This window comes from Niallia sp. 01092, from assembly GCF_052318935.1.
Classification (GTDB): domain Bacteria; phylum Bacillota; class Bacilli; order Bacillales; family Cytobacillaceae; genus Niallia.
In genome coordinates this window covers 1-24,798 of the sequence record NZ_JBQRKO010000033.1, presented here as the reverse complement: position 1 = coordinate 24,798, position 24,798 = coordinate 1, and the positions used below count along the sequence as shown (strand labels likewise).

Annotated in this window: 24 protein-coding genes; 17 read left to right on the top strand and 7 right to left on the bottom strand. The window is 35.0% G+C overall.

Going from position 1 to position 24,798, the window contains the following annotated elements; translation table 11 throughout:
* Positions 1-197: 197 nt before the first annotated feature.
* The 5 genes from remB to dnaA form a co-directional block, all read right to left on the bottom strand.
* Positions 198-446 carry an extracellular matrix regulator RemB gene (remB, locus tag ACTXGU_RS20850; protein WP_443483451.1) on the bottom strand — a complete coding sequence of 83 codons (249 nt, stop codon included), beginning with the start codon at positions 444-446 and terminating at the stop codon, positions 198-200.
* 17 nt (positions 447-463) lie between these two features.
* Complete coding sequence (recF, locus tag ACTXGU_RS20845; RefSeq protein ID WP_443483450.1) at positions 464-1,582, bottom strand: DNA replication/repair protein RecF; 1,119 nt, start codon at positions 1,580-1,582, stop codon at positions 464-466.
* Positions 1,583-1,597: 15 nt separating this feature from the next.
* A complete protein-coding gene (gene yaaA, locus ACTXGU_RS20840; RefSeq protein WP_443483449.1) occupies positions 1,598-1,810 on the bottom strand; it encodes a S4 domain-containing protein YaaA in 213 nt (70 codons plus the stop codon).
* Between the two features lie 451 nt (positions 1,811-2,261).
* Positions 2,262-3,395, bottom strand: a complete 1,134-nt coding sequence (dnaN, locus tag ACTXGU_RS20835; RefSeq protein WP_443483448.1) for a DNA polymerase III subunit beta — start codon at positions 3,393-3,395, stop codon at positions 2,262-2,264.
* A 184-nt stretch (positions 3,396-3,579) separates the two neighbouring features.
* Entirely contained in the window at positions 3,580-4,926 is a 1,347-nt protein-coding gene (gene dnaA, locus ACTXGU_RS20830) for a chromosomal replication initiator protein DnaA (RefSeq protein ID WP_443483447.1), read from the bottom strand.
* Positions 4,927-5,839: 913 nt separating this feature from the next.
* Between dnaA and rpmH the strand changes: the two genes are divergently transcribed.
* From rpmH to ACTXGU_RS20780, 10 genes are all read left to right on the top strand, one after another.
* Entirely contained in the window at positions 5,840-5,974 is a 135-nt protein-coding gene (rpmH, locus tag ACTXGU_RS20825; protein WP_152116169.1) for a 50S ribosomal protein L34, read from the top strand.
* A gap of 310 nt (positions 5,975-6,284) precedes the next feature.
* Complete coding sequence (rnpA, locus tag ACTXGU_RS20820) at positions 6,285-6,635, top strand: ribonuclease P protein component (RefSeq protein WP_443483446.1); 351 nt, start codon at positions 6,285-6,287, stop codon at positions 6,633-6,635.
* 76 nt (positions 6,636-6,711) lie between these two features.
* On the top strand, positions 6,712-7,473 hold the full coding sequence (spoIIIJ, locus tag ACTXGU_RS20815) for a YidC family membrane integrase SpoIIIJ (protein WP_443483456.1): 762 nt from the start codon (positions 6,712-6,714) through the stop codon (positions 7,471-7,473).
* Complete coding sequence (gene jag / locus ACTXGU_RS20810; RefSeq protein ID WP_443483445.1) at positions 7,470-8,120, top strand: RNA-binding cell elongation regulator Jag/EloR; 651 nt, start codon at positions 7,470-7,472, stop codon at positions 8,118-8,120. Before spoIIIJ ends, jag begins: the two co-directional genes overlap by 4 nt.
* Before the next feature lie 410 nt (positions 8,121-8,530).
* Positions 8,531-9,916 (top strand): tRNA uridine-5-carboxymethylaminomethyl(34) synthesis GTPase MnmE, encoded by a 1,386-nt coding sequence (gene mnmE, locus ACTXGU_RS20805; RefSeq protein ID WP_443483444.1) that lies wholly within the window; start codon positions 8,531-8,533, stop codon positions 9,914-9,916.
* 55 nt (positions 9,917-9,971) lie between these two features.
* Positions 9,972-11,852, top strand: a complete 1,881-nt coding sequence (mnmG, locus tag ACTXGU_RS20800; RefSeq protein ID WP_443483443.1) for a tRNA uridine-5-carboxymethylaminomethyl(34) synthesis enzyme MnmG — start codon at positions 9,972-9,974, stop codon at positions 11,850-11,852.
* Between the two features lie 253 nt (positions 11,853-12,105).
* Positions 12,106-12,825 (top strand): 16S rRNA (guanine(527)-N(7))-methyltransferase RsmG, encoded by a 720-nt coding sequence (gene rsmG, locus ACTXGU_RS20795; RefSeq protein WP_443483442.1) that lies wholly within the window; start codon positions 12,106-12,108, stop codon positions 12,823-12,825.
* A 267-nt stretch (positions 12,826-13,092) separates the two neighbouring features.
* The gene (noc, locus tag ACTXGU_RS20790; RefSeq protein WP_443483455.1) at positions 13,093-13,980 is read left to right on the top strand and encodes a nucleoid occlusion protein; all 888 of its coding nucleotides are present in this window, start codon (positions 13,093-13,095) and stop codon (positions 13,978-13,980) included.
* A gap of 653 nt (positions 13,981-14,633) precedes the next feature.
* Positions 14,634-15,395 carry a ParA family protein gene (locus ACTXGU_RS20785; protein WP_443483441.1) on the top strand — a complete coding sequence of 254 codons (762 nt, stop codon included), beginning with the start codon at positions 14,634-14,636 and terminating at the stop codon, positions 15,393-15,395.
* Positions 15,388-16,245, top strand: a complete 858-nt coding sequence (locus ACTXGU_RS20780; RefSeq protein ID WP_443483440.1) for a ParB/RepB/Spo0J family partition protein — start codon at positions 15,388-15,390, stop codon at positions 16,243-16,245. Before ACTXGU_RS20785 ends, ACTXGU_RS20780 begins: the two co-directional genes overlap by 8 nt.
* Before the next feature lie 307 nt (positions 16,246-16,552).
* On the opposite strand, the gene yyaC is transcribed toward ACTXGU_RS20780, so the two are convergent.
* Positions 16,553-17,170, bottom strand: a complete 618-nt coding sequence (gene yyaC, locus ACTXGU_RS20775) for a spore protease YyaC (protein WP_443483439.1) — start codon at positions 17,168-17,170, stop codon at positions 16,553-16,555.
* Positions 17,171-17,917: 747 nt separating this feature from the next.
* On the opposite strand from yyaC, the gene ACTXGU_RS20770 reads away from it, so the two are divergent.
* The 4 genes from ACTXGU_RS20770 to ACTXGU_RS20755 all read left to right on the top strand — a co-directional run bounded on the left by ACTXGU_RS20770 (position 17,918) and on the right by ACTXGU_RS20755 (position 22,000).
* A complete protein-coding gene (locus tag ACTXGU_RS20770; RefSeq protein WP_443483438.1) occupies positions 17,918-18,787 on the top strand; it encodes a mechanosensitive ion channel family protein in 870 nt (289 codons plus the stop codon).
* A 12-nt stretch (positions 18,788-18,799) separates the two neighbouring features.
* A complete protein-coding gene (locus tag ACTXGU_RS20765) occupies positions 18,800-18,997 on the top strand; it encodes a DUF951 domain-containing protein (protein ID WP_443483437.1) in 198 nt (65 codons plus the stop codon).
* 330 nt (positions 18,998-19,327) lie between these two features.
* The gene (gene ychF, locus ACTXGU_RS20760; protein ID WP_443483436.1) at positions 19,328-20,428 is read left to right on the top strand and encodes a redox-regulated ATPase YchF; all 1,101 of its coding nucleotides are present in this window, start codon (positions 19,328-19,330) and stop codon (positions 20,426-20,428) included.
* A 417-nt stretch (positions 20,429-20,845) separates the two neighbouring features.
* Positions 20,846-22,000, top strand: coding sequence for a glycosyltransferase family 4 protein (locus ACTXGU_RS20755; RefSeq protein WP_443483435.1), 1,155 nt, complete (start codon positions 20,846-20,848; stop codon positions 21,998-22,000).
* A 112-nt stretch (positions 22,001-22,112) separates the two neighbouring features.
* On the opposite strand, the gene ACTXGU_RS20750 is transcribed toward ACTXGU_RS20755, so the two are convergent.
* Positions 22,113-22,748 carry an NAD(P)-dependent oxidoreductase gene (locus ACTXGU_RS20750; protein WP_443483434.1) on the bottom strand — a complete coding sequence of 212 codons (636 nt, stop codon included), beginning with the start codon at positions 22,746-22,748 and terminating at the stop codon, positions 22,113-22,115.
* A gap of 398 nt (positions 22,749-23,146) precedes the next feature.
* Here ACTXGU_RS20750 and rpsF point away from each other — a divergent pair, with 398 nt between their 5' ends.
* The 3 genes from rpsF to rpsR all read left to right on the top strand — a co-directional run bounded on the left by rpsF (position 23,147) and on the right by rpsR (position 24,296).
* On the top strand, positions 23,147-23,437 hold the full coding sequence (gene rpsF / locus ACTXGU_RS20745; protein WP_443483433.1) for a 30S ribosomal protein S6: 291 nt from the start codon (positions 23,147-23,149) through the stop codon (positions 23,435-23,437).
* A gap of 62 nt (positions 23,438-23,499) precedes the next feature.
* Positions 23,500-24,015, top strand: a complete 516-nt coding sequence (gene ssb / locus ACTXGU_RS20740) for a single-stranded DNA-binding protein (RefSeq protein ID WP_443483432.1) — start codon at positions 23,500-23,502, stop codon at positions 24,013-24,015.
* A gap of 44 nt (positions 24,016-24,059) precedes the next feature.
* Positions 24,060-24,296, top strand: coding sequence for a 30S ribosomal protein S18 (gene rpsR / locus ACTXGU_RS20735; RefSeq protein ID WP_443483431.1), 237 nt, complete (start codon positions 24,060-24,062; stop codon positions 24,294-24,296).
* Positions 24,297-24,798: the final 502 nt, after the last annotated feature.

The following is a 24,798-nucleotide window of genomic DNA, read 5'->3' as shown; positions in this document are numbered from 1 at the left end:
TAGTAATAGAGGATGAACGACTAAATACGCAACGTCCTGTTGCAACGTCGTTCTGACTAACTTCCTGTTAGCCGCCGCTCCTCTTAAGGCTTCACGCTGTGATGCGTCAACCGTTTTCGATCAGCCTGAGGCTTCTGCAAAAATGAATTTATCTACACTCTGCAAATTTAACTTTATTCATTCTGAAGAAATACAGACTAATATTCCTGCACCATTAATTTATACGATCTTTTTTTTAATGTATTTGAAGCAATAGGTGAAAAATAAATGGTATCTTGTGTAATAACGATAGATTTATAAGCATCATTTTCTGCATGAACAATCGCTTTTTTATGCTTTTCTAAAAACTCATTTGTAATCTCAGAAGAAGCCATTGTTTGCTTATCCAATATAGTAATGATTTCTAAAGTCCTAACAAGTATATTTTCACCAATATGAACGTACATTTATTGTCACCTCAACCTTATTGGATCTTTCTCATCGTCCCTGATTCCACACTAAAAGTGGAAGCTTCTTTTAATGTTTGATGATCGATTCCATCTACATTCGTTGTTGTTACAAATGTTTGTACTTTTCCCTGTATCGTGTTTAATAAGTGGGATTGACGGTAGTCATCTAATTCAGAAAGTACGTCATCCAACAAAAGGATGGGGTACTCTCGAATTTCAGAATGTATCAATTCAATTTCAGCCATTTTTATCGATAATGCGGTAGTTCGTTGTTGTCCTTGTGAACCAAAAGTTTGTACATCTCTTCCATTTACAAAAAAGAGCAAATCATCTCGATGTGGTCCGAACATTGTCATTCCGCGATCGATTTCTCGTTTTTTTATATTGAAAAACTTTTCTTCGTATACTTCCTTCATTTTCGACAAATCTTGCTCTTCTGATACATCTACAGAGGGTTTATAGTGAATTTTTAATGTTTCTAATCCTCTTGATATTCCTTTATGAATAGGAACAGCCCAATTCTCTAATAAGTGGAGGAATTCATAGCGCTTTGCGACAATGTTAGCTGCTACTTGAATAAATTGCTCAGTTAATATATCAAGCATTGTATCATCTGTTTGTTTTTTTATTTGCAATTGTTTTAAATAGGAATTCCGCTGCTGTAATATTTTTTGATATTGCCACATATCGTGTAAATAAACAGGCGAAATTTGCCCAATCTCCATATCAATGAATTTCCGTCTAACTTGTGGACTTCCCTTCACTAAATTAAGATCTTCAGGGGCAAACATAACGACATTCATATTTCCAATGTATTGGCTTAATTTCCGCTGCTCAATATGATTATACTTTGCTTTTTTTCCCTTTTTAGACACTATTAATTGCATGGGTAAATGCCCATGTGCTTTTTGTAATCTACCTTCTATTTTAGCATATTCTGTGTCCCAGCGAATAAGATCTTTGTCATTTGATGTTCGATGAGACTTAGCCATTGCTAACACATAAATAGACTCCATCACATTGGTTTTTCCTTGTGCGTTTTCTCCTAAAAAAACATTTACTTTATTTTCGAAATCCAATTCCAAATGCTCATAATTCCGGTAATTCCTTAAAAGCAACTGTTCAATAAACATATGGCTTCATCCTTTTTATAAAACAGTAAATTGGCCGAATGAAGGTATATCAATAATGTCGCCAGAACGAAGCTTTCTTCCTCTCCGCTGATCTTGCTCACCATTGACAAACACTTCGTATTCACTCAGAAACCATTTTGCCATTCCACCTGATTGTATTATTTCTGCTACTTTTAGAAATTGACCTAAAGTGATATATTCCGTATCTATTTTAATTTGATTTGTCATTTTTCCACTCTTTCAAGTTTAATCGTATCTTTTTATTTTACTAAATATTTGTTTGATACACAAAGAAAACTATAAGATTTCTTCTTATTTAGCGGATAAACGGGGTATTTAAGATGTTTTAATAAAAACTATGCTGGTATTTTTATAAAAAATGATAGTTGAATGGATTTAACTTTGTAATTTGTTGATAAATAGAGGTGCATTTAATTCAGTCGAAACATTAAAAGATGATGCCTTTGCAACTTTACATAAAAGGGGTATCTTTTTTTACGCTCTTTTTGTATAGATTGTTGTTATTTAACCCGCAGGAGTCTACGTGTATTCAGGCTGCTCCGTGCTTCAGCAATGTTTATTATTTTATTCAAAAACAACAAACTTTAAAAAAACAGCCTTTTTTTAAAACACCCTTTATGCTTAACATCTAAACCTTAATCATAAAGGGTGCCACTTTTTAATACGTTCTAACTGGAAGAATCAGCTGTAATATGGAGTCATCATTCATTGGATGAATAACAAACGGCCGCATTGCGCCTGTAAAACTAATTTTAACTTCTGTACCTTCCAACGCTTTTAATGCATCCATCATATATTTTGCACTGAATGAAATCTTTAATTCTTCTCCATCTATTGATTCACTCACCAACTCTTCTACTACTTTCCCGATTTCCGGCGTAAAAGATGAAATTTCAATAACATCCTTCTCAAGTGTTGAGAATTTCACTACATTGTTTCTTCCTTCACGCGCAAGCAAAGAAGCACGATCAATTGCTTGAAGAAATTCTTTGGAGTTCACAACAATATCTGTTTTGCTCTCTGTTGGAATTAAACGGTTTGTATCTGGATAATTCCCCTCTAATAATCTAGAAAAGAAAAGAATATGTCTTGTTTTAAACAACACTTGATTATCTGTTACAACTATTTCCACTTGTTCATCATGATCATCTAAAATACGGTTCAGCTCATTCAAACTCTTTCCTGGAATAACAATATTATAAGATTGCTCTGAAACAAAATTTATTTTTGCTTTCCTCAACGCAAGACGATGACTATCTGTTGCAATACAGATTAAGTCCCCGTTTTCCACCTTCCAGTTGACACCTGTCAATATAGGGCGTGTTTCTGAGGTGGACACTGCAAACACAGTTTGTTTAATCAAGTTTTTAAGAAGATCCGTTGGTACTTTAAAAACATTTTGCTCAGTAATTTGAGGCAAATGAGGATATTCTTCAGAATCAAGTCCATTTAAGTTAAATTCAGATTTTCCAGATCGAATAACAGTTTGTAAATTATCCACTTCAATTTCTACTTGATTTGTAGGCAGCTTCTTTACAATTTCGCTAAAAAATTTCGCTTGTAAAACAATGGAACCTGGCATTTCCACTTGCACTATTTCTGTATCGTTTTCTTCTTTAGGAATAAAGGATTCAATTGAAATATCAGAATCACTTCCTGTTAAAGTGACTCCTTCTGTTGTCGCAACTATTTTAATACCAGTTAAAATAGGTATAGTTGTTCTGCTTGTGATTGCTTTCATAACATCTTGTACACTTTGTACGAGATAATCCTTTTGGATGATAAATTTCATAAATTGATCCTCCGATTCATATATTTCTAATTGCATTATTTAATAATATTTATTTAAAAAAATAGTAGTAATAATAGTAGGTCCTGTGGATTTGTGGATAACTCTGTTTAGTAAAGGAAACACAGTCTATCCACATGTGGATAGACTGTGTCTAAGTAGCAATGAGTTATACACACTATTCTATCTATACTTTTAAAATTTCATTAATTTCTTTTAATTGTTTTTGTAAAAGAGAGTCTGATATTAGTAGCTTTGAAATTTTTTCATGAGCATGAATGACTGTTGTATGGTCTCTGCCCCCGAACTCTTCCCCAATTTTAGGCAAAGAGAAATCGGTTAGCTCTCTAGATAAGTACATGGCGATTTGCCTTGGAAAAGCGATGGTTTTTGTTCTTTTTTTTGCTTTGAAATCTTCTAATTTTATATTAAAATGCTCTCCTACTACCTTTTGAATATCATGAATAGTAATAACTCGTGGTTTGGAGCTAGGAACAATATCTTTTAGTGCATCTGCTGCTAAATCAGCATTAATGTCTTTATTAATTAAAGAGGAATAAGCAACGACTCGTATAAGTGCACCTTCTAATTCACGGATATTCGTGTCAATCTGATTGGCGATATATAGCATGACCTCATTTGGGATATCAAGCCCATCTGCTTTTGCTTTTTTTCTTAAAATAGCAATCCTCGTTTCTAAATCAGGAGGAGTAATATCTGTAATAAGTCCCCATTCAAATCGTGAACGCAATCGATCTTCTAAAGTTGGAATTTCCTTTGGAGGTCGGTCACTGGAAATAATAATTTGTTTACTTTCTTCATGTAACGTATTAAAAGTATGAAAAAATTCTTCTTGTGTTGATTCTTTTCCCGCTAAAAACTGAATATCATCTATTAAAAGCACATCTACATTTCGATATTTATCTCTAAATTCGGCACCTTTATTATCACGGATGCTATTAATAAATTCGTTTGTAAATTTTTCTGACGATAAATAAACGACTTTAGCAGATGGATTATGATCTAATACATAATGTCCAATTGCATGCATTAAATGCGTTTTTCCAAGTCCAACTCCTCCATAAATAAAAAGAGGGTTGTATGCTTTGGCTGGTGCTTCTGCAACAGCTAAAGAAGCAGCGTGTGCAAACCTGTTTCCTGATCCAATAACAAACGTATCAAATATATATTTTGGATTTAATATCGTTTTCGGAAAATCTGAAGACTCTTCTGTTTTTTTTCTTTGTTTAGCAGAGATTTGCAGATCGAACTCTTCTTCTTTTTGATTCTTAGGAATAATAAATTTTATTCCAAGTTCTTCACCAGTTATATCATAAAGTATTCCTGAAATAAGTTGGGAATAACGTTCTTCTAACCAATCGCGTGCAAATTCATTTGGAGCGGTTATGATTAAACTGTCTCCTTGTAATGAGTGCGCCTTAGTAGATTTTAACCATGTATCAAAACTGGGTTTACTTATTTTTTTTTCTATATTAACGAGGGCGTTGTCCCATAAATCTGCAATATTTTCCAAGTAGGTCCCTCCTTTTCTATTTATTTACGTGCTGAAAAGAACAGATTTACTAGTAACGAAATCCGCTAATATAAATATTTAAATGTATAGCTGTGGAAAAATATATAATAAGGAAAAAAGGTGAAATTTCGACAGTATCCACTCTTTGTGGACAACTTGAATTAAGTATGTCTAATAACCTGTCCACATCTTATCCACAGATTGTGGATAAGAAAGTTATGCACAGAAATTATTCAAATGTGAAAACAAAACTATAATATCAAATAATCATAATAACTGCAATGGTTTTTCATATCTTATCCACAAGCGCAACATCCTGTTAATAAGAAATGTCCACAGATTATGATTTTGTTAAAAACCTGTAAATAAGCATTGTGGATAGAAAAAAACTTGTCGGATTTTATCCACAGATAAAAAGAATAAGGGAATTAATGTGGAATAAAGTGTTATAAAATATTTTTTAGGTGTATGATAATAGTTAGAGAAGTTGATATTTTTTTAATAGGCTATGTTAAGCTAATTGTTGATTTTGATACTTTAAGGAGTTAGAGCGAAGAATGATGTTGGTTTGGAGAAGCGTTCGTTCGACTCCTGCGGGATTAGCGAGAAAGGCGAGACCCCGCAGGAGCAAAGTGACGAGGAGGCTCGGCGCTCGCCCCGCGGAAAGCGAGCGATAAGCTTCGGAAAACACCTTGTAACAGAACTTATTTTCAGGGTGGCCTTTAAATAAGTGATAGAAGTTTGCCGTAACGATCGAAAAGAAAATAATAATAATCGAAGTGTGTCAAAGCAAAAAGAAATTAAGCAGAGGATTAAAAAGAAATTAAATGAATAGTTGACAATTAATTGCCTATGTTTATATAATTGTAAGGACTGTCTGTAACAGCTATTCCTCAGGGAGGTGTCATATAAAATGAAAAGAACTTTTCAACCAAACAAACGTAAAAGAAGTAAAGTTCATGGATTCCGCAGCCGTATGAGCAGCGCGAACGGACGTAATGTTTTAGCTCGTCGTCGACGCAAAGGAAGAAAAGTATTATCAGCTTAGGCCACTGAAACGTCAGTGGTCTTTTTTCAATTAAGATGAGTAATTGGTCCATAAAAGGAAAAGGTAAATAATTATTCAGGGAGTAGACAAAGTACGATTTGTAAACTTTTTTCTTCTTAAACTTATGATGTATACTATTTTCTTAGAGGGTTGATTGTATTTTTTTCTTAATCCGAATAAACTTTTTATAAGAGGCTGTTCAAAAAGTCAGGGAACCATAGCGGTCGAATCTTTTCTTTGAACACGTATATTAAGAGTAATACATACGCGCTTATTCAGCAGGATTTAAGAAATAGAAGGAGTATATAAGTTGAGGAAAGAATATAGAATAAAAAAAAATAAAGAGTTTCAACAAGTATTTAAAAAAGGACAATCTTTTGCCAATAGGCAATTTGTTGTTTATAAGCTCTGTAAAACCGGACAAGAGCATTTTCGAGTTGGTTTGTCAGTAAGCAAAAAGATTGGAAATGCTGTAGTTAGAAATAGAACAAAACGATATATAAGACAGGTGTTTTTAGAACTGGAGAATCTGCTCGATCATGAGGCAGATTATGTTATTATTGCAAGAAAACCTGTTTCTGAAATGAATTTTGAAGAAATATTAAAAAGTTTAAATCATGTACTGAAGATTGCAAAAGGGATAAAACAAAAGAAAGCATAATGATGCCCGTTCATGTATGTAATTTATAAAATTATAAAATTTTAGGAGGATTTGACGCTTGAAAAAGAAATTGTTTATGCTATTAGGTCTTCTTTTTTTAGTGACCATTTTAACAGGATGTACAGAGTTTAATAAGCCGATTACATCGGAAAGTGAAGGATTTTGGAATGAATATATTGTTTTTCCATTATCACAGTTAATTATAAAAACAGCAGAATATGCTGGTGGAAACTTTGGTTTGTCCATTATTATTGTGACTATTTTAGTCCGCTTAGTTATTTTACCTTTAATGATTAAACAAACGAAAAGTAGTAAAGCAATGCAGGCGATTCAGCCAGAAATGGAAAGTCTACGAAAAAAGTACAGTTCAAAGGACCAGAAAACTCAACAAAAACTTCAAGAAGAAACGATGAAGTTATTTAAAGAGAATAACGTAAATCCTCTTGCTGGATGTTTTCCATTACTTGTGCAAATGCCAATTTTAATCGGTTTTTATCATGCCATTTCCCGTACAAGAGAAATTGCATCACATGAATTTTTATGGTTTAACTTAGGACAACCAGATCCTATCTATTTGTTGCCAATCCTTGCAGGGATTACCACTTTTATTCAAACGAAGATGACAATGGCGGGCACAGCTGCTCAAAATCCGCAAATGATGATGATGCAGTATATTATGCCAGTGATGATTTTAGTATTTGCAATCAACTTCCCTGCAGCACTATCTTTATATTGGGTAGTTGGAAATATTTTTACTATTATTCAAACGTTTTTTATCAAAGGACCTGAATTGAAAAAATCACCTGAAACAAATAATGCGGGAGGAGCGAAAAAGTGAGAGAAGTAACTGCTACAGGACAAACAGTCGAAGCAGCAGTCGAATCAGCTTTAGCTCAGCTTAAAACAACAAAGAATCAAGCCGAAATCATTGTTGTTGACGAAGGAAAAAAAGGTTTTTTTGGATTTGGAGCCCGTTCAGCTGTTGTTAATGTAACAGTACGGGAAAATCCAATTGATAAGGCGAAAGATTTTTTAGAAGATGTATGCGGTAAAATGGGAGTCAACGTTCATGTTGCCGTACAACAAGAAGGAAAAAATATACTATTTCAATTAGCTGGTGAAAAGATTGCACTATTGATTGGAAAAAGAGGGCAAACACTTAATTCTTTACAATATTTAACACAATTAGTGGTCAATCGCAATGCAGATCAGTATTATCATGTGAAATTGGATGCTGATGGATATCGTACACGTCGAAAAGAAGCAGTAGTTCATCTTGCTGAACGAATGGCTCATAAAGCAAAAAGAACAGGTAAGGCAGTATCCTTAGAGCCAATGCCTTCAGAGGAAAGAAAAATAATTCATAAAAAATTAGTTCCGTTTAAAGGAATTAAAACGTATTCTTCTGGAGAACATGACAATCGACATATCATTATTTCACCAGTAAGAACAGAAAAAAGACAATATTCTTTTAAGAAAAAATAGTATAAATAATAAATGTAAAAAGGTACTTAAAAGGAGAAAAATTCTCTTTTTAGGTACCTTTTTTTGCAAGTTAAGAAGTTAAAACTGAAATCATGTCTAGCCCCTGTGAAAAATACCCCTTTGATTCTAAAAGTAAAAAACACTTTTCGGGTCAAAGGAACATGTTTTCTTCGGGGCTGACCAAGGCGCCTCCGCTTTTCTATTTTTATTGGTTGTTTTATTGTTATTCACATGTGGATAAGATAGAATGGTATAAGAATAAAATATATTAATGTGGATAAGTGTGTAGATTTTTTTCTTTTTAAATAGTTGTGGATATGATAATCTAGAATCTTGGTTGCAAAGAAATACTATTAGCATCATGCTTAATATATAGATTATGAAAAGTAATACGAATAGAGGTGAAGAAAATGGATTTTGATACGATTGCTGCCATATCGACTCCAATGGGCGAGGGAGCGATTGCGATTGTTCGAGTTAGTGGACCGGATGCATTTATGATAGGAGATAAGCTGTTTCGAAGTATCAGTAATAAGAAAATAAGTGAAGTGCCAAGTCATACAATTCATTACGGCCATGTAATAGATCCAGCTACAAACGAACTAGTGGAAGAAGTAATGGTTTCTGTGATGAAGGGGCCAAAGACATTTACAAAAGAGGATGTTGTCGAAATAAACTGTCATGGTGGCATTGCTTCTGTAAATCGTCTTCTTCAACTGCTGGTAGTCCACGGAGCAAGGCTGGCAGAGCCAGGTGAATTTACAAAAAGAGCTTTTTTAAATGGTCGTATTGATTTGTCTCAAGCGGAAGCTGTAATGGACTTAATTAGAGCGAAAACAGACAAAGCCATGAATGTAGCGCTTGGACAGATGGAAGGAAGATTATCTAAGTTAATCAAATCGCTAAGACAGGAAATCCTTGAAACTTTAGCACAAGTGGAAGTAAATATTGATTATCCGGAATATGATGATGTAGAAGAAATGACACATCAAATGATGTTAACTAAATCAAGATTTGTACAATCAGAAATAGAAAAATTATTACAAACGTCTCAGCAAGGAAAAATTCTGAGAGAAGGACTATCGACCGTTATAGTAGGAAGACCGAATGTAGGAAAATCTTCTTTACTGAATACATTAGTTCAAGAAAACAAGGCGATTGTGACAGATATTCCTGGAACAACTAGAGATGTTATTGAAGAGTATGTCAATATAAGAGGGGTTCCACTCAGACTCGTTGATACTGCAGGCATTCGGGAAACTGAAGATATTGTGGAACGAATTGGCGTAGAGAAATCACGCCAAGTATTAAAAGAAGCAGATTTAATTTTATTAGTATTAAACTATGCAGATGAATTATCGAGTGAGGACATAAATTTATTTAAAGCAGTAGATGGGATGAATTATATTGTCATTGTCAATAAAACGGATTTACCTCAAAAAATAGATATGGATAAGGTTCGTGAATTGGCTTCTAATCAAAAAATGGTGACTACATCCTTATTAGAAGATAACGGGGTGAACCAGCTAGAAGAAGCCATTGCTGCTTTATTTTTTGAAGGGACAATTGAAGCTAGCGATATAACTTATGTTTCTAATACTAGACATATATCTTTGCTTCATCAGGCTAAACATTCCATTACAGAGGCAATTACTGGCGTAGAAATGGATACACCGATTGATATTGTGCAAATAGATTTAACAAGAACTTGGGAATTACTTGGCGAAATTATTGGGGATAGTGTTCATGAAAGTTTGATCGACCAATTATTTTCACAGTTTTGTCTTGGGAAATAGTGAACTCGTTGAAACAAAGCCAAAAATAAAAAAAATGAAATAAGGAGGCAGCAGAATGCAATACGAAGCAGGCAGCTTTGATGTCATTGTGATTGGAGCAGGCCATGCAGGCTGTGAGGCAGGACTCGCATCTGCAAGATTAGGCGCAAAAACATTGATGTTAACCATTAACCTCGATATGGTTGCTTTTATGCCATGCAACCCTTCTGTTGGTGGTCCAGCTAAAGGGATTGTTGTAAGAGAAATTGATGCCCTTGGCGGTGAAATGGGGAAAAACATCGATAAAACATATATTCAAATGAGAATGTTGAATACAGGAAAAGGACCGGCTGTACGAGCATTAAGAGCACAGGCGGATAAATATATGTATCAGCATGAGATGAAAAAAACACTAGAAAACGAACCGAATTTAACGTTAATTCAAGGAATGGTCGAACAGCTGATTGTGGAAGACGATGTTGTAAAAGGTGTTGTAACAAAATCGGGTGCCGTTTATACGTCAAAAACAGTAGTAGTAACAACTGGTACTTATCTTCGTGGAGAGATCATTCTTGGTGAATTAAAATATTCAAGCGGTCCAAATAATCAACAGCCTTCTGTTCGATTATCCGAGCATTTGCAAGAATTAGGATTTGATTTAGTTCGTTTTAAAACAGGTACACCGCCTCGAGTAAACAGTCATTCCATTGATTACAGCAAAACGGAAATTCAGCCTGGTGATGATGTGCCTCGAGCATTTTCGTATGAGACAACAACTTATATTACAGAGCAGCTGCCATGTTGGTTAACGTATACGAATGAAACAACCCATCAATTAATTGATGCGAATTTACATCGTTCACCAATGTATTCTGGGATGATCAAAGGAACTGGACCGCGTTATTGTCCATCTATTGAAGATAAAGTAGTTCGTTTTAATGATAAACCGAGACATCAAATTTTCTTAGAACCAGAAGGAAAAAACACGCAAGAAGTTTATGTACAAGGATTATCCACTAGCTTGCCTGAAGATGTTCAACAGCAAATATTAAAAACGATACCAGGGCTTGAAAATGTACAAATGATGAGAGCTGGTTATGCGATTGAGTACGATGCAATCGTACCTACTCAATTGTGGCCGACACTGGAAACGAAAAAAATCAAAAATCTTTATACGGCAGGTCAAATTAACGGTACTTCTGGATATGAAGAGGCGGCAGGTCAAGGGTTAATGGCTGGAATGAATGCTGGTTTAAGATCGTTGGATAAAGAAGAAGTGATTTTAAGCCGCTCTGACGCTTATATTGGGGTACTAATTGACGACCTAGTAACAAAAGGAACGAATGAACCTTATCGACTTTTAACATCTAGAGCGGAATATCGATTATTGCTTCGTCATGACAATGCGGATTTACGTTTAACAGATATAGGAGCAAAAATTGGGTTAATCTCTAACGAACGCTATGAAAAATATACAGAGAAAAAGCAGTTGATCGAGCAAGAAAAACAACGCTTAAAAGAGATTATTTTAAAACCAAACGAGCAAGTTCAACAAGTGATTAAAGCGCAAGGCGGAAGTGAATTAAAGGATGGCATTCGGGCAGCGGATTTATTAAGACGACCTGAAATGAACTATAGCCATATTCACTTACTAACACCAAGTGAGCTGCCATTAACGGATGAAGTAATGGAGCAAGTAGAGATACAAATCAAATATGAAGGTTATATTGAAAAATCTTTACAGCAAGTAGAAAGATTAAAGAAAATGGAAAACAAAAAAATTCCAGAAAATATTGATTATGATGCTATCTCAAGCTTAGCAACAGAAGCAAAACAGAAACTTAAAACGGTTCGCCCATTATCTATTGCGCAAGCATCACGAATTTCAGGTGTAAACCCAGCAGATATTTCGATTCTGTTAGTTTATTTAGAACAAGGCCGTATTGCACGTGTTTAAAAAGTTAAGGCTGTTTTCTAAAAGTTTGTTGTTTTTGAATAAAATAATAAACATGGTTGAAACACTGAGCAGCCTGCATACACGTAGACTCCTGCGGGAAAAGCGAGAAAGACGAGACCCCACAGGAGCATAGCGACGAGGAGGCTCGGCACTCGTTCGCGGAAAGCGAAGTGTATTCAGGCTGCGGGTTAAATAACAACAATCTATACGAAAAGAGCCAAAAGTAATTATTTTGTCTTGAAAGGGTTCAATCATGAATACAGAACAATTTATTCAAATGCTTTCAGAAAAAGGAATTATCCTGTCAGAAAAGCAACTGAAACAATTTGAGATTTATTTTCAAACATTGGTAGAGTGGAATGAAAAAATGAATCTTACCGCTATTACGGAAAAAGAAGATGTGTATTTAAAACATTTTTATGATTCCATCACTGCTGCATTTTATTTTGAGTCATTAAAGAAGCCTGCGACCCTTTGTGATGTTGGGGCAGGCGCTGGTTTTCCAAGCATTCCATTAAAAATTGTTTTTCCGCAATTAAAAGTAACAATAGTAGACTCCTTAATGAAGAGAATTCATTTTTTAGAGCATTTAGCTAAAGTGCTTCAGTTAGAAGAGGTCGAATTTGTACACGATCGTGCTGAAACTTTTGGGAAAAAGAACGATTATCGGGAAAGCTTTGATATTGTAACAGCAAGAGCAGTAGCAAGGTTATCTGTCTTAAGTGAGTTATGTTTACCACTTGTCAAAGTTGGTGGAACATTTGTGGCAATGAAAGCAGCAAGTGCACAGGAAGAATTACAAGCAGGTCAAAAGGCGATTGCAACTTTAGGCGGCAAACTAGTAAAGACTCACTCTTTTGTTTTACCAAAAGAAGAAAGTGAACGAAATATATTGATCATCTCTAAAGAAAAACAAACACCGAAGAAATATCCAAGAAAACCGGGTACACCGAATAAAGAACCGATTGAGTAAACTTGTAAATAGCTTACACCTCCATTCCCTTATGTAAAAGATAGGAGGTGTAAGAATCATTTTTTCTTAAGGCAGGCAAATAGAAAAATAGTTTATCAACTAGTAAGCTATATCATTTTTCCTAACTACTATATAATAATATAACTATAAATGGCACATTCTATGAAAATTCGAGAAGTTTCTTATTATAATTGATATATTTTGCAGGACATGCTATTCATTTTAGAGAATATGTAATAGGGAGTTTCGTAAAGGTGGTGCAGGGTGATGAAGTCCTCTTTCTCACGCTTTTTTGGCCTGGGCGAAAAGGAAGATATAACAGACGCAAGTCAAATTGGAGCAGAAGATGCTAATGAGGAGTTGGAGAAGTTGGGGAACAATGAGGAGATTCATAAAATTTCTATTAATCAAATTGTTCCAAACCGTTTTCAGCCAAGAACGGTATTTGATGATGAAAAAATTGAAGAATTATCAAGAACCATCCATACACATGGCATTATTCAACCAATTGTAGTTAGAGAATTTGAAACGGATAAATATGAAATCATAGCTGGCGAAAGAAGATGGCGAGCTATGAAGAAATTAGGCTGGGAAGAAGTTCCCGCCATCATAAAAAATATGAGTGATACAGAAACCGCATCTGTTGCGTTAATTGAAAACCTCCAAAGGGAGGAACTTTCTCCTATAGAAGAAGCAATTGCTTACGGAAAATTACTAGAACTACATAATTTAACACAGGAAGCACTTGCACAAAGGCTAGGGAAAGGTCAATCAACAGTAGCGAATAAGTTAAGACTTTTAAAACTTCCAGAAGAAATTCAGGATGCTTTATTAAATAAACAAATTTCTGAACGACATGCACGTTCTATGATTCCTTTAAAAGAAAAAGATAAACAATTGCGTCTTCTTCAAGAAATTATGGAAAAGCATTTAAATGTTAAACAAACAGAAGAACGTGTGTTAAAAATGCTAGAGCAATCGGAAAATAAACCAAAGCCTAAACGCAAAGCCTTCAGTAAAGATATGCGTATTGCAGTCAACACGATACGACAATCTTTAACAATGGTTTCAGACAGCGGTATCAATCTTAATGCAGAAGAAGAAGAATTTGAAGATTTTTATCAATTTACGATTAAAATACCGAAGAAGAAGTAGAATATTATTTCAGATCTGTAAACTTTTTATATTGATAGAAACTAAATGATGAAATATATGATGATTCCCTGTGAGAATACGAACCAATCTGGTTTTTATTTCTCACATTTTTTTTTGTTTAGGCTACCCTGAAAATAAGCTTCGGAAAATCAACATCATTCTTAGCTCTAACTCCTTATTATCCTCCTTTCTACTATAGTGCTGCAGTCACTTCTCTTTTCGTTTTTTATAATGAACAATTTAAATATATAAAAGGGATCTTCCGTATCTAATTTTGCAAGAAAAAAACAAACCTTTAAAAAAAGACGATATTTAGAAGTTTTCATGATAAAATAAAATACATGATTACATATAGTTACAATCTGGTAAAAGAGTAGATATCTAGCTATATCAATCTGTAAATTATGAATTATATGTCTTTTAAAGAAGTTTAAAAAGGCACCAAATGATAAGCGGCGAATCTCTTCGTTGGCTTGCTTTTCCGCTACTCACGTATATAACAGCATACGCTGTGTTGCTCAAAGCTAAGCCGCCTCGACCTTCTTGCTTCTAATTTGTTACCTTTTTGAACAAGCACTTTTAGACTTAAATTTACAAAATAATCCTATAACTGTTGTACATTTTAATTTATGGTAATAAAGGTAGGTGACATCATGGGAAAAATAATTACCGTTGCTAACCAAAAAGGGGGAGTTGGGAAAACAACTACCTCAGTCAATCTTGGCTCTTGTTTAGCATATATCGGAAAAAAAGTATTATTAGTAGATATTGATCCTCAAGGGAATGCAACGAGTGGAGTAGGAATTGAAAAAGCAGATGTGGATTATTGTGTTTATGATGTATTAGTAGATGACTTGGAAGTAAAACAAGTAATAAAAGCAACGAATGTAGAAAACCTCCAAGTTATTCCGGCAACTATTCAGCTTGCGGGAGCGGAGATTGAACTTGTTTCCACCATATCAAGAGAAGTCCGCTTGAAACGGGCGCTTGAAGAAGTGAAAGACAACTATGATTATATTTTAATTGATTGTCCTCCTTCATTAGGACTGCTAACCATTAATGCTTTAACTGCTTCGGATGCAGTATTAATACCTGTTCAATGCGAGTACTATGCGTTGGAAGGTTTAAGTCAATTATTAAATACTGTAAGACTTGTTCAAAAACATTTAAATCATGAGTTAGCTATTGAAGGTGTTCTTTTAACCATGCTAGATGCAAGAACAAATTTAGGATTACAAGTTATTGAAGAAGTAAAAAAATATTTTCAAGATAAAGTGTATAAAACGATCATTCCAAGAAATATTCGTTTAAGTGAAGCTCCTAGCCATGGCGAACCTATTATCATTTATGATCCAAAATCCCGAGGTGCAGAAGTTTATCTAGAATTGGCGAAGGAAGTGGTCACTAGTGGCTAAAGGATTAGGGAAAGGTCTTGATGCTTTTTTTCCAAGTATGAAGGCAGAAAAGGAAGAAGTTATTCAAGAAATAAGTATAAAAGAACTTCGACCAAATCCTTATCAGCCAAGAAAAGTATTTGAGAAGAAAGCAATTGAAGAATTAAAAGCATCAATATTAGAGCATGGAATATTACAACCAATCATTGTTCGGAAAAGCATTAAAGGTTTTGAAATTGTTGTTGGTGAGCGTAGATATCGTGCAGCTAAAGAAGCAAAACTAGAAGTGATTCCTGCTGTTGTTCGAGAACTGTCAGAACAACAAATGATGGAATTAGCCGTATTGGAAAACCTTCAAAGAGAGGATTTATCTCCAATAGAAGAAGCACATGCTTACCAATTGCTAATGAAAAAACTGAAAATTACGCAAGAAGAACTTTCAAAGCGCTTAGGAAAAAGCAGACCACATATTGCAAATCATGTTCGTTTATTATCATTACCTTCATCCATTCAAGAAAATATTTCTAATGGAACATTATCAATGGGACATGGAAGGGCATTATTAAGTTTAAAAAATAAAGATAAACTTTCATTAGTTGTAGAAAAAGTAATAAAAGAAGGATTAAATGTCCGGCAATTGGAGCACTTCATTCAACAAATGAATGAAAATGTTTCACGTGAAACAAAAAATGAAAAAAAAGAGACAAAAAGTGTGTTTATTAAAGAGCAAGAGTCTTATTTACGAGAAAGATTCGGTACAACTGTTCATATTAAACAAACAAAAAACAAAGGAAAAATAGAAATTGAGTTTTTTTCAGAGGATGATTTAGAACGACTACTCGAATTATTTACTGTAGAAAACAGTGACTAATGTACCTCGCTATGGGCGTTTCGCTTTTCTTAAAAGATAAGAGAGTATAAAATTTCGAACCTAGTTTAGTGTCTAGCTCCGGCGCCTAGCCCCTGTGAAAGATAACCTCGTGCCTCTAAAAGTAAAAAACACTTTTGAGTCAAGAGAACATTTTTCTTCGGGGCTGTTCAAGGCGCCTGCGCTTTTCTTATAAGGTGTGACTTCCACTGTTCAAATTCTTGTTATAGTTTTCTTATACGAAGAATTTGCGGAGTGGAGGTCTTATTTTATTTTTTCTAAATAGTGGATATGTTAAAAAATTTGCAACTTAAACTGGTCGTTCTTTAAGGGGGTACTCTGTTAGATCAGTTGTGGTCATATATCGTAAACTAGTATGATATATCCCTTTTGAAATGATTTTAGCCATGTTTAAAACTAAACTTAATCTAGTATTTTGTAATACTAAAAATTCCATAAAGCCGCTAATATTAACGATGCCTGTTATATGGATATGACCAACAGGTGGAAGTTCTTTTTTTACACCGCTTCCAGGCTTTACCGGTCCGTCTCCGATTTGAATCATTCCAACACTTTTCATTCTTCCTAAACAAGCGTCTATGCCGATAATAAAAGGGTTTTCATGAAGGTGGTAAATCTCTTTTATGCGTTCTTCTAGATTAAGAGCATGTATCGGATCATCTAATGTACCATAAACGTTAAAAGGAGTAATATTTTTTTCACTTAATAAAGTACCGATAAGTGGACCTAATGAATCTCCAGTAGATCGATCTGTCCCAATACAAATAAATACAATTGGTTGATTTGATGTCACGAGTGGTAAATGCTTAGATAAAGAGTCTGCAAGTTTATAAGAAGCTAATTGTTCATTATAAGCAATTCTAACTGGTAGTTCATTTTTTTCGAAAAGATTGGAATATATGTCCATTAGATCTACTCCTTTATCACATCAGACTAAAATAAGGTTCGGCAATCTAACTTAAATAGAACTTTATTATGGAGACGGTTCTCAAATAATTATCGTACTATCAGTATACGGAAATATGATGTATTCTATACGTATACAGTAGTAATTCGGTTAGAAAAGGGGAAAAAGTTGGGGGAGTTGGAAGATAAGTAAGTATTTAGTCCCTTCTTATATTATTACTACAAAGTCTGTCTAAAACCTGTTAAAATAAATTTGTTTTATAGATTGTTCAAAAAGTCCAGGATCCATAGCGGTCGAATCTCTTCTTCGCTCTGATTATCCCCCCTTTTTGAACACGTATTTTACTATACAATTTATTTATAGTAAGGCTCTGTTATATTTTAGTGTTGTTTTTTAGATAGATTGATTAGATAGATCGTCCGCAGAAGAGGATTCTCGCGAATATCAACATTGTAGTTTAACAGAGCCTATATTAATAAAAATGCTACATCTTACAAAATATAAGGCTGTATTCTCAAAGTTTGTTGTTTTTTACGTAAAAAAATGGGAGAAGAAGTACTCAGCAGACTGAATACACGTAGACTCCTGTGGGAATGCGAGAAAGACGAGACCCCACAGGAGCGTATGCGACGAGGAGGCTCGACGCTCGCCCACGGAAAGCGAAGTGTATTCGGGCTGCGAGTTTAAAAGCTACAATCTTTACGAAAACAGCCAAATATATTAGCAGACAAAAGAACAGAAAAAGAGGTGTACAAGGTGGAAAAACTAGTTTCTGATAGCATAGATTTAATTACAGATGAAAAAATTTGGATGAATATAGGCAAAGGTGCACTAAAACTCGTTATTATTCTTATTGTAAGCACCATTTTAATAAAATTAGGTAAATTAGCAATAAAAAATATCTTTAAAGTACGTCCACATTCTGCTATTCGCATTACCGAAAGACGGGAAGCTACTTTAGTTAAACTATTAGAAAATACGTTAACATATGTAGTGTACTTTATTTCAGCAATGACGATTCTGTCTATATTTGGTATTAATGTACAGGCTTTATTAGCTGGTGCCGGAATAGTTGGTCTAGCTGTTGGTTTTGGTGCCCAAAGTTTAGTAAAAGACATTATTACTGGTTTTTTCATTATATTTGAAGATCAGTTTTCTGTAGGGGATTATGTTAGAGTCGGCACATTTGAAGGAACAGTCGAAGAAATTGGGCTGCGTACGACAAAAATAAAAAGCTATACGGGAGAAGTGAATATTTTACCAAATGGTAGTATAGTGGAAGTAACAAACTTCTCCGTTAATAATAGTCGTGCTGTAGTAGATGTAAGTATTGCTTATCAAGGAGATATAAATAAAGCTGAAAAAGTGATTCGAGAACGTTTAGCAACATTAGAAGAAAAATATGAACAAATTGTCGGAACACCAGAGCTTTTAGGTATTCAAAATATACAAGCAACGGAAATAGTTCTTCGAGTTGTGGCAGAAACTTTACCGGCGCAGCAAATTGGTGTTGCAAGAATTTTAAGAAAAGAAATAAAAGCAGTATTAGATGAAAATGGAATAGAAAGTCCTTTGCCAAGATTAGTTATGTATTCTAAACCGGAGACTAGCAAGTAACTAGGAGGGAATATGGAGCCGAAAGAGTATGGAATTAATGATATAGTAGAAATGAAAAAGGCACATCCATGCGGTACAAATCGTTGGAAAATCATTCGCATGGGCATGGATATAAGAATTAAATGTGAAGGATGCGACCATAGCGTTCTCATTCCAAGAAAAGAATTTTCTAGGAAAATGAAGAAGGTATTAGTAAAGCATGAACAATGATTCATGCTTTTTTTGTAGGCTGTGTTAAAGCTAATTGTCGATTGGAGCGGAAGGCGTGAGACTCCTGCGGGAAAAGCGAGTCAAAGTGAGACCCCACAGGCGCACAGCGCCGAGGAAGCTCCCGGACCGCCCGCAAGAGGAAATCAACAGGCAAGTTTACCAGAGCCTTTTTGAAAGATAAAACCTGAAATACGTTTTAATTAAGTGTGTTCTTTGAAGGGCTACTTGTCTTTTTGATGTGTTGAATCTATAATTGTTAAAGGTTTATTAGTAAATGGAGATTACTTTCTAATGTTCGTCAATTAGAAATTTATATAGGGGAGTGACAGTATGGCATTAACTGCTGGAATAGTAGGATTACCAAACGTTGGTAAATCAACATTATTTAATGCAATCACACAAGCGGGAGCTGAATCAGCTAACTATCCGTTTTGTACAATAGATCCGAATGTTGGAATTGTAGAAGTACCGGATCAGCGTTTAACAAAATTAACAGAATTAGTACAACCGAAAAAAACGGTGCCAACAACTTTTGAATTTACGGATATTGCTGGGATTGTAAAAGGAGCAAGTAAAGGAGAAGGTCTTGGCAATAAATTTTTATCCCATATTCGCGAAGTGGATGCGATTTGTCAAGTTGTTCGTTGTTTTGCTGATGATAATATTACCCATGTATCTGGAAAAGTAGACCCGATTTCTGATATTGAAACGATTAATTTAGAATTGATTCTTGCAGACTTAGAATCTGTTGAAAAAAGAATTGCCCGTGTTGGAAAAATGGCGAAACAAAAAGACAAGGATGCAATGGCAGAGCTTGATGTGTTAGAACAGCTGAAAGCAGCATTTGAAGAAGAAAAGCCTGCAAGAACAGTAGAATTTACGGAAGAACAAACTAAGATTGCAAAAGGCTTGCATCTATTAACGATTAAACCGGTTCTTTATGTTGCAAACGTTGGCGAAGATGAAATTTCTGACGTAGAAAACAATGAATATGTGCAACGAGTAAAAGAATTTGCTGCCAATGAAAATGCTGAAGTGATTGTAATTTGCGCAAAAATAGAAGAAGAAATTGCAGAGCTTGAAGGCGAAGAAAAAGAAATGTTCCTTGAAGAACTAGGAATTGAGGAATCAGGTTTAGATCAGTTGATTCGTGCTGCCTACCACCTACTAGGCTTAGCTACTTATTTTACAGCTGGTGTACAAGAGGTTCGTGCATGGACATTTGTTCAAGGCATGAAGGCACCTCAATGTGCAGGAATTATTCATTCCGACTTTGAAAGAGGATTTATCCGTGCGGAAACTGTTTCATACGATGATTTATTAGCAAGCAGCAATATGGTTGCTGCAAAAGAAGCTGGTAAAGTTCGTCTTGAAGGAAAAGAATATATTGTAAAAGATGGAGATATCATTCACTTCCGCTTTAACGTATAATCATTTAAAAAAGTTGTCATTTTTATCATAAATGGCAACTTTTTTTTATTTTTCTAAAAGTTTGGTGTTTTTGAATAAAATAATAAACATGACTGAAGCACTGAGCAGCCTGAATACACGTAGACTCCTGCGGGAAAAGCGAGAAAGACGAGACCCCACAGGAGCATAGCGACGAGGAGGCTTGGCACTCGTCCGCGGAAAGCGAAGTGTATTCAGGCTGCGGGTTAACTAACAACAATCTATATGAAAAGAGCGAAAAGTAAAAAACACTTTTTGAGTCAAGAGAACATTTTTCTTCGGGGCTGAGCAAGGCACTTCCGCTTTTCGTTTTTTTTACATTTAATTTACATTAATTTAGTATAGAAGTGGTACATTTTAAGGGATAAAAGTTTATGAAAAATGAAGGGAGCGATTCATTTGAAAATCGCTATTTTTTCAGACACTTATTTTCCACAAGTAAACGGGGTGGCACAGACGTTAAAAAGATTGACGAATCATTTTGAAAAAAATGAAATTTTATACCAAATATACTCTCCTGATATCAATGATTCCTCTACATACCCTAATATCCATCAATTTCCTAGCCTTCCACTTTTTCTCTATCCTGAGTGCCGAACAGTCATTACTAGTCCTAGAAAAATAGAAAATAATCTGCATAAATTCAAGCCTGATCTTATCCATCTCGCTACACCTTATACGATGGGGTTATATGGTTTATTTGCTGCAAAAAAATTAAATATTCCTGTTGTTTCGTCTTATCATACACATTTTGATCAATATCTTAAATATTACCGAGTTGCCTGGTTATCTCCTCTTCTATGGAAGTATTTAAAGTGGTTCCACCATTCTACAGAAAAAATATTTGTACCGAGTAAAGAAACAATGGAAAAATTACAATCACAAGGATTTAATTCTTTAAAAATTTGGGGAAGAGGCATAGATTGTCAGCAATTTAAACCAATAATAAATGCAAGTGATTATATAAGAAAAAGATATAATATAAAGGAAAAATATATTCTTTTATATGTAGGCAGATTGGCTCCAGAAAAAGATTTAAAAACATTATCTGCAGTTATGGAGAAAATGCCTGTTCATTTAAATCAAAACGTTCATTGGTTAATGGTCGGGGATGGACCAAATATGGAAGAATGGAAAGAAAAAGCCATTGCTCAAAAAAATATTACGTTGACTGGTTATATAAGAGGAGAGGAATTGGCGAGAATATATGCAGGTGCCGACCTTTTTGTTTTCCCTTCCTATACAGAAACATTTGGAAATGTCGTATTAGAATCACTAGCATGTGGAACCCCTGCCGTTGTAGCGAACGCTGGTGGCGTGGCAGAGATAGTGGAGGACAATAGAACGGGGAAAATATGCGAAAAAGGCAATGCAGATGATTTTACTAGTGCTATCAATGATTTATTAATAAATGATGATGAACGTTTAATGATGGGAATGGAAGCTAGAACATATGCGTTAACAAAATCCTGGGATGTGATTTTAGATCGTTTATTAGTAGATTATAGTGAAGTTATTGCAACTAATTTAATAATAAATACAAAATATGCCTAAACTCAAGAAAGACTGTCGAAGGTTTTTCGGCAGTCTGAATTTCAGTTTATATAGCTGCTTCTTTGTTTACAATAAATATTATAATAAAATGTCGATCTCGTTATCTTGTGTGTCAGTTTGAGATAAAAGGAGTTTTCCTTATATATTTCTTTTCATTAATCTGACTGATGAGGAATCTAGCTATATCTGCATTAGAAATATTTCTTCCTGGCATGTCTGTTAAATGTTCCTTGATAATACTGGTTTCCGGACCTTCCCCTACAAATGGTAATCGCACGATTGTCCAATCAATGTCACTATTTATTAGCAGGTCAAGCTCGTTTCTTTTATCCTTCATCATCTTAGGGAATAAAATTTCAAACGCTTTTGCTCCTATTGTATTGATGAATGATTTGTTGTCACTTTTTAATGTAAGAGACGCTCCTGTAACGCCGATGTATCTGCTAATTCTATATTCTTTCATGGTGGTAATGATCGTTTGCGTTACACTGCTGTATATTGGCATCTCCTTTACAGGTTGTCCAAGCGTATTAATGACAATCGAACAACCTTCAAGCAAAGTGCGAATAGACTGAAGGTTTTGAGCATCTCCACTAATAATCTCTATTTTTTCATCACGAAATGCTACTTTATCTGGATTTCTAACAAGCATACGAACTTTGAAGCCATTTTCTACTGCTTTTTTCGCAAGGTAACGACCTACTTTACCCGTTCCCCCAATAATTGCAATCCTAGTTGTTCCCTCCAAAAATAATCCCTCCAGTGATGATATTTTTACTCCTTTTCTTTTTACGTATAAAAGGATCCTTACGTTTCATATTTATTGTTTGTTTTGAAATAATAGAGGATGTTCAAAAAGGCACCAAATGATAAGCGGAGAATCTCTTCGTTGGCTTGCTTTTCCGCTACTCACGTATCGAATTGCATACGTTCTGTTGCTCAAAGCTAAGCCGCCTCGACCTTCTTGCTTCTAATTTGTTACCTTTTTGAACACACATTAATAGGAAAAACAATTATGAAATTTATTATAATTTTAAGTTGCTTCATTGCTAATGTCTATTTACTATGTTATAATTTGTTCTTGTGAGTAATGTTTAATTGCTCCTTGCCCAATTGGGCCGTTTAGACCAAAAGGAGGTGAAAGTGATGAAAAAGTACGAAATTATGTACATCATCCGTCCAAATATTGAAGATGAAGCGAAAAAAGCTCTTATCGAGCGTTTTAACGGCATCCTTGCTGATAATGGAGCGGAGGTAGCTGAAGCAAAAGAGTGGGGTAAACGTCGCCTTGCATACGAAATCAATGATTTCCGCGATGGATACTACCAACTAGTGAAAGTGAACGCTGCACCAGTTGCTGTTGAAGAATTCTCTCGTTTAGCAAAAATCAACGAAGATATCATTCGCCATATCGTAATTAAAGAAGAAGTTAAATAATATATAAATAAATGTTGTTATGTTTCACGTGAAACATACAAGTGAGAAGGGAGTTGAGACTGATGATGAATCGTGTAGTTCTTGTTGGCCGTTTGACGAAAGATCCTGATTTGCGATACACACCTAATGGAGTAGCTGTGGCATCTTTTACACTTGCGGTGAACCGTACTTTTACGAATCAACAAGGGGAAAGAGAAGCGGACTTTATTAACTGTGTTATTTGGAGAAAACCGGCTGAAAATGTGGCGAATTTCTTGAAAAAGGGAAGTTTAGCAGGAGTAGACGGAAGAATTCAAACTCGCAGTTATGAGGGACAAGACGGTAAGCGAGTCTATATTACAGAAGTTCAAGCGGAAAGCGTACAATTCCTTGAACCTAGAAATAGTTCTGGAAATAATAGAAATGACAACATGAATTATGGTGCCCCAAGAGATCAAGATAATCCTTTTGGATCCAATAATTATCAGAATCAGCGACCTCAAAATAATCGAAACAACCAAGACTATACAAGAGTGGATGAAGATCCATTTGCAAATAGCGGTCAAATCGATATTTCAGATGATGATTTACCATTCTAAGTAGTCCGGAAATTTAAATGAAAAAGGAGGGAAACCACATGGCAATGGGAGGACGCAGAGGTGGACGTGCAAAACGTCGTAAAGTTTGTTTCTTTACATCTAACGGCATCACGCACATCGATTATAAAGATGTAGATCTTCTAAAAAAATTCATTTCTGAGCGCGGTAAAATTTTACCTCGTCGTGTAACAGGTACTAGTGCTAAATATCAACGTAAATTAACGATTGCTATTAAACGTGCACGTACTATGGCTTTATTACCATATGTATCTGGTGAATAATACGATACAAAAAACACTCATTGTAAAATGAGTGTTTTTTTATTCAACTTCTTTATCCAATAGAATGTTCTTTCCTTTTGGTTGCTTTCTCAAAATTTGTTTTTTTTTACAAAAAATGGGAGAAGAAGTACTCAGCAGACTGAATACACGTAGACTCCTGTGGGAATGCGAGAAAGACGAGACCCCGCAGGAGCGTATACGACGGCACTGAAAAAGTGTTTAATTAGATAAATGATAGGTGAAACACTTAAATTTATTAGGGTAAAAATGGTATAGAGAGTTTGAAAACGACCATCATTTTGGTTAGGAGAGGCGTCCACACGACTCCTGCGGGATTAGCGAGATAGGCGAGACCCTGCAGGAGCGTAGCGACGAAGCGGCTCGGCACTCGCCCCGCGGAAAGCGTGTGGTAAGCCTCGGAAAACCGAACGAAAACCTCTGCGTTGCTTGGATTGTCACTACCTATATTTTATAGCATTCACTTTTTCAGTGGCCTCAGCGA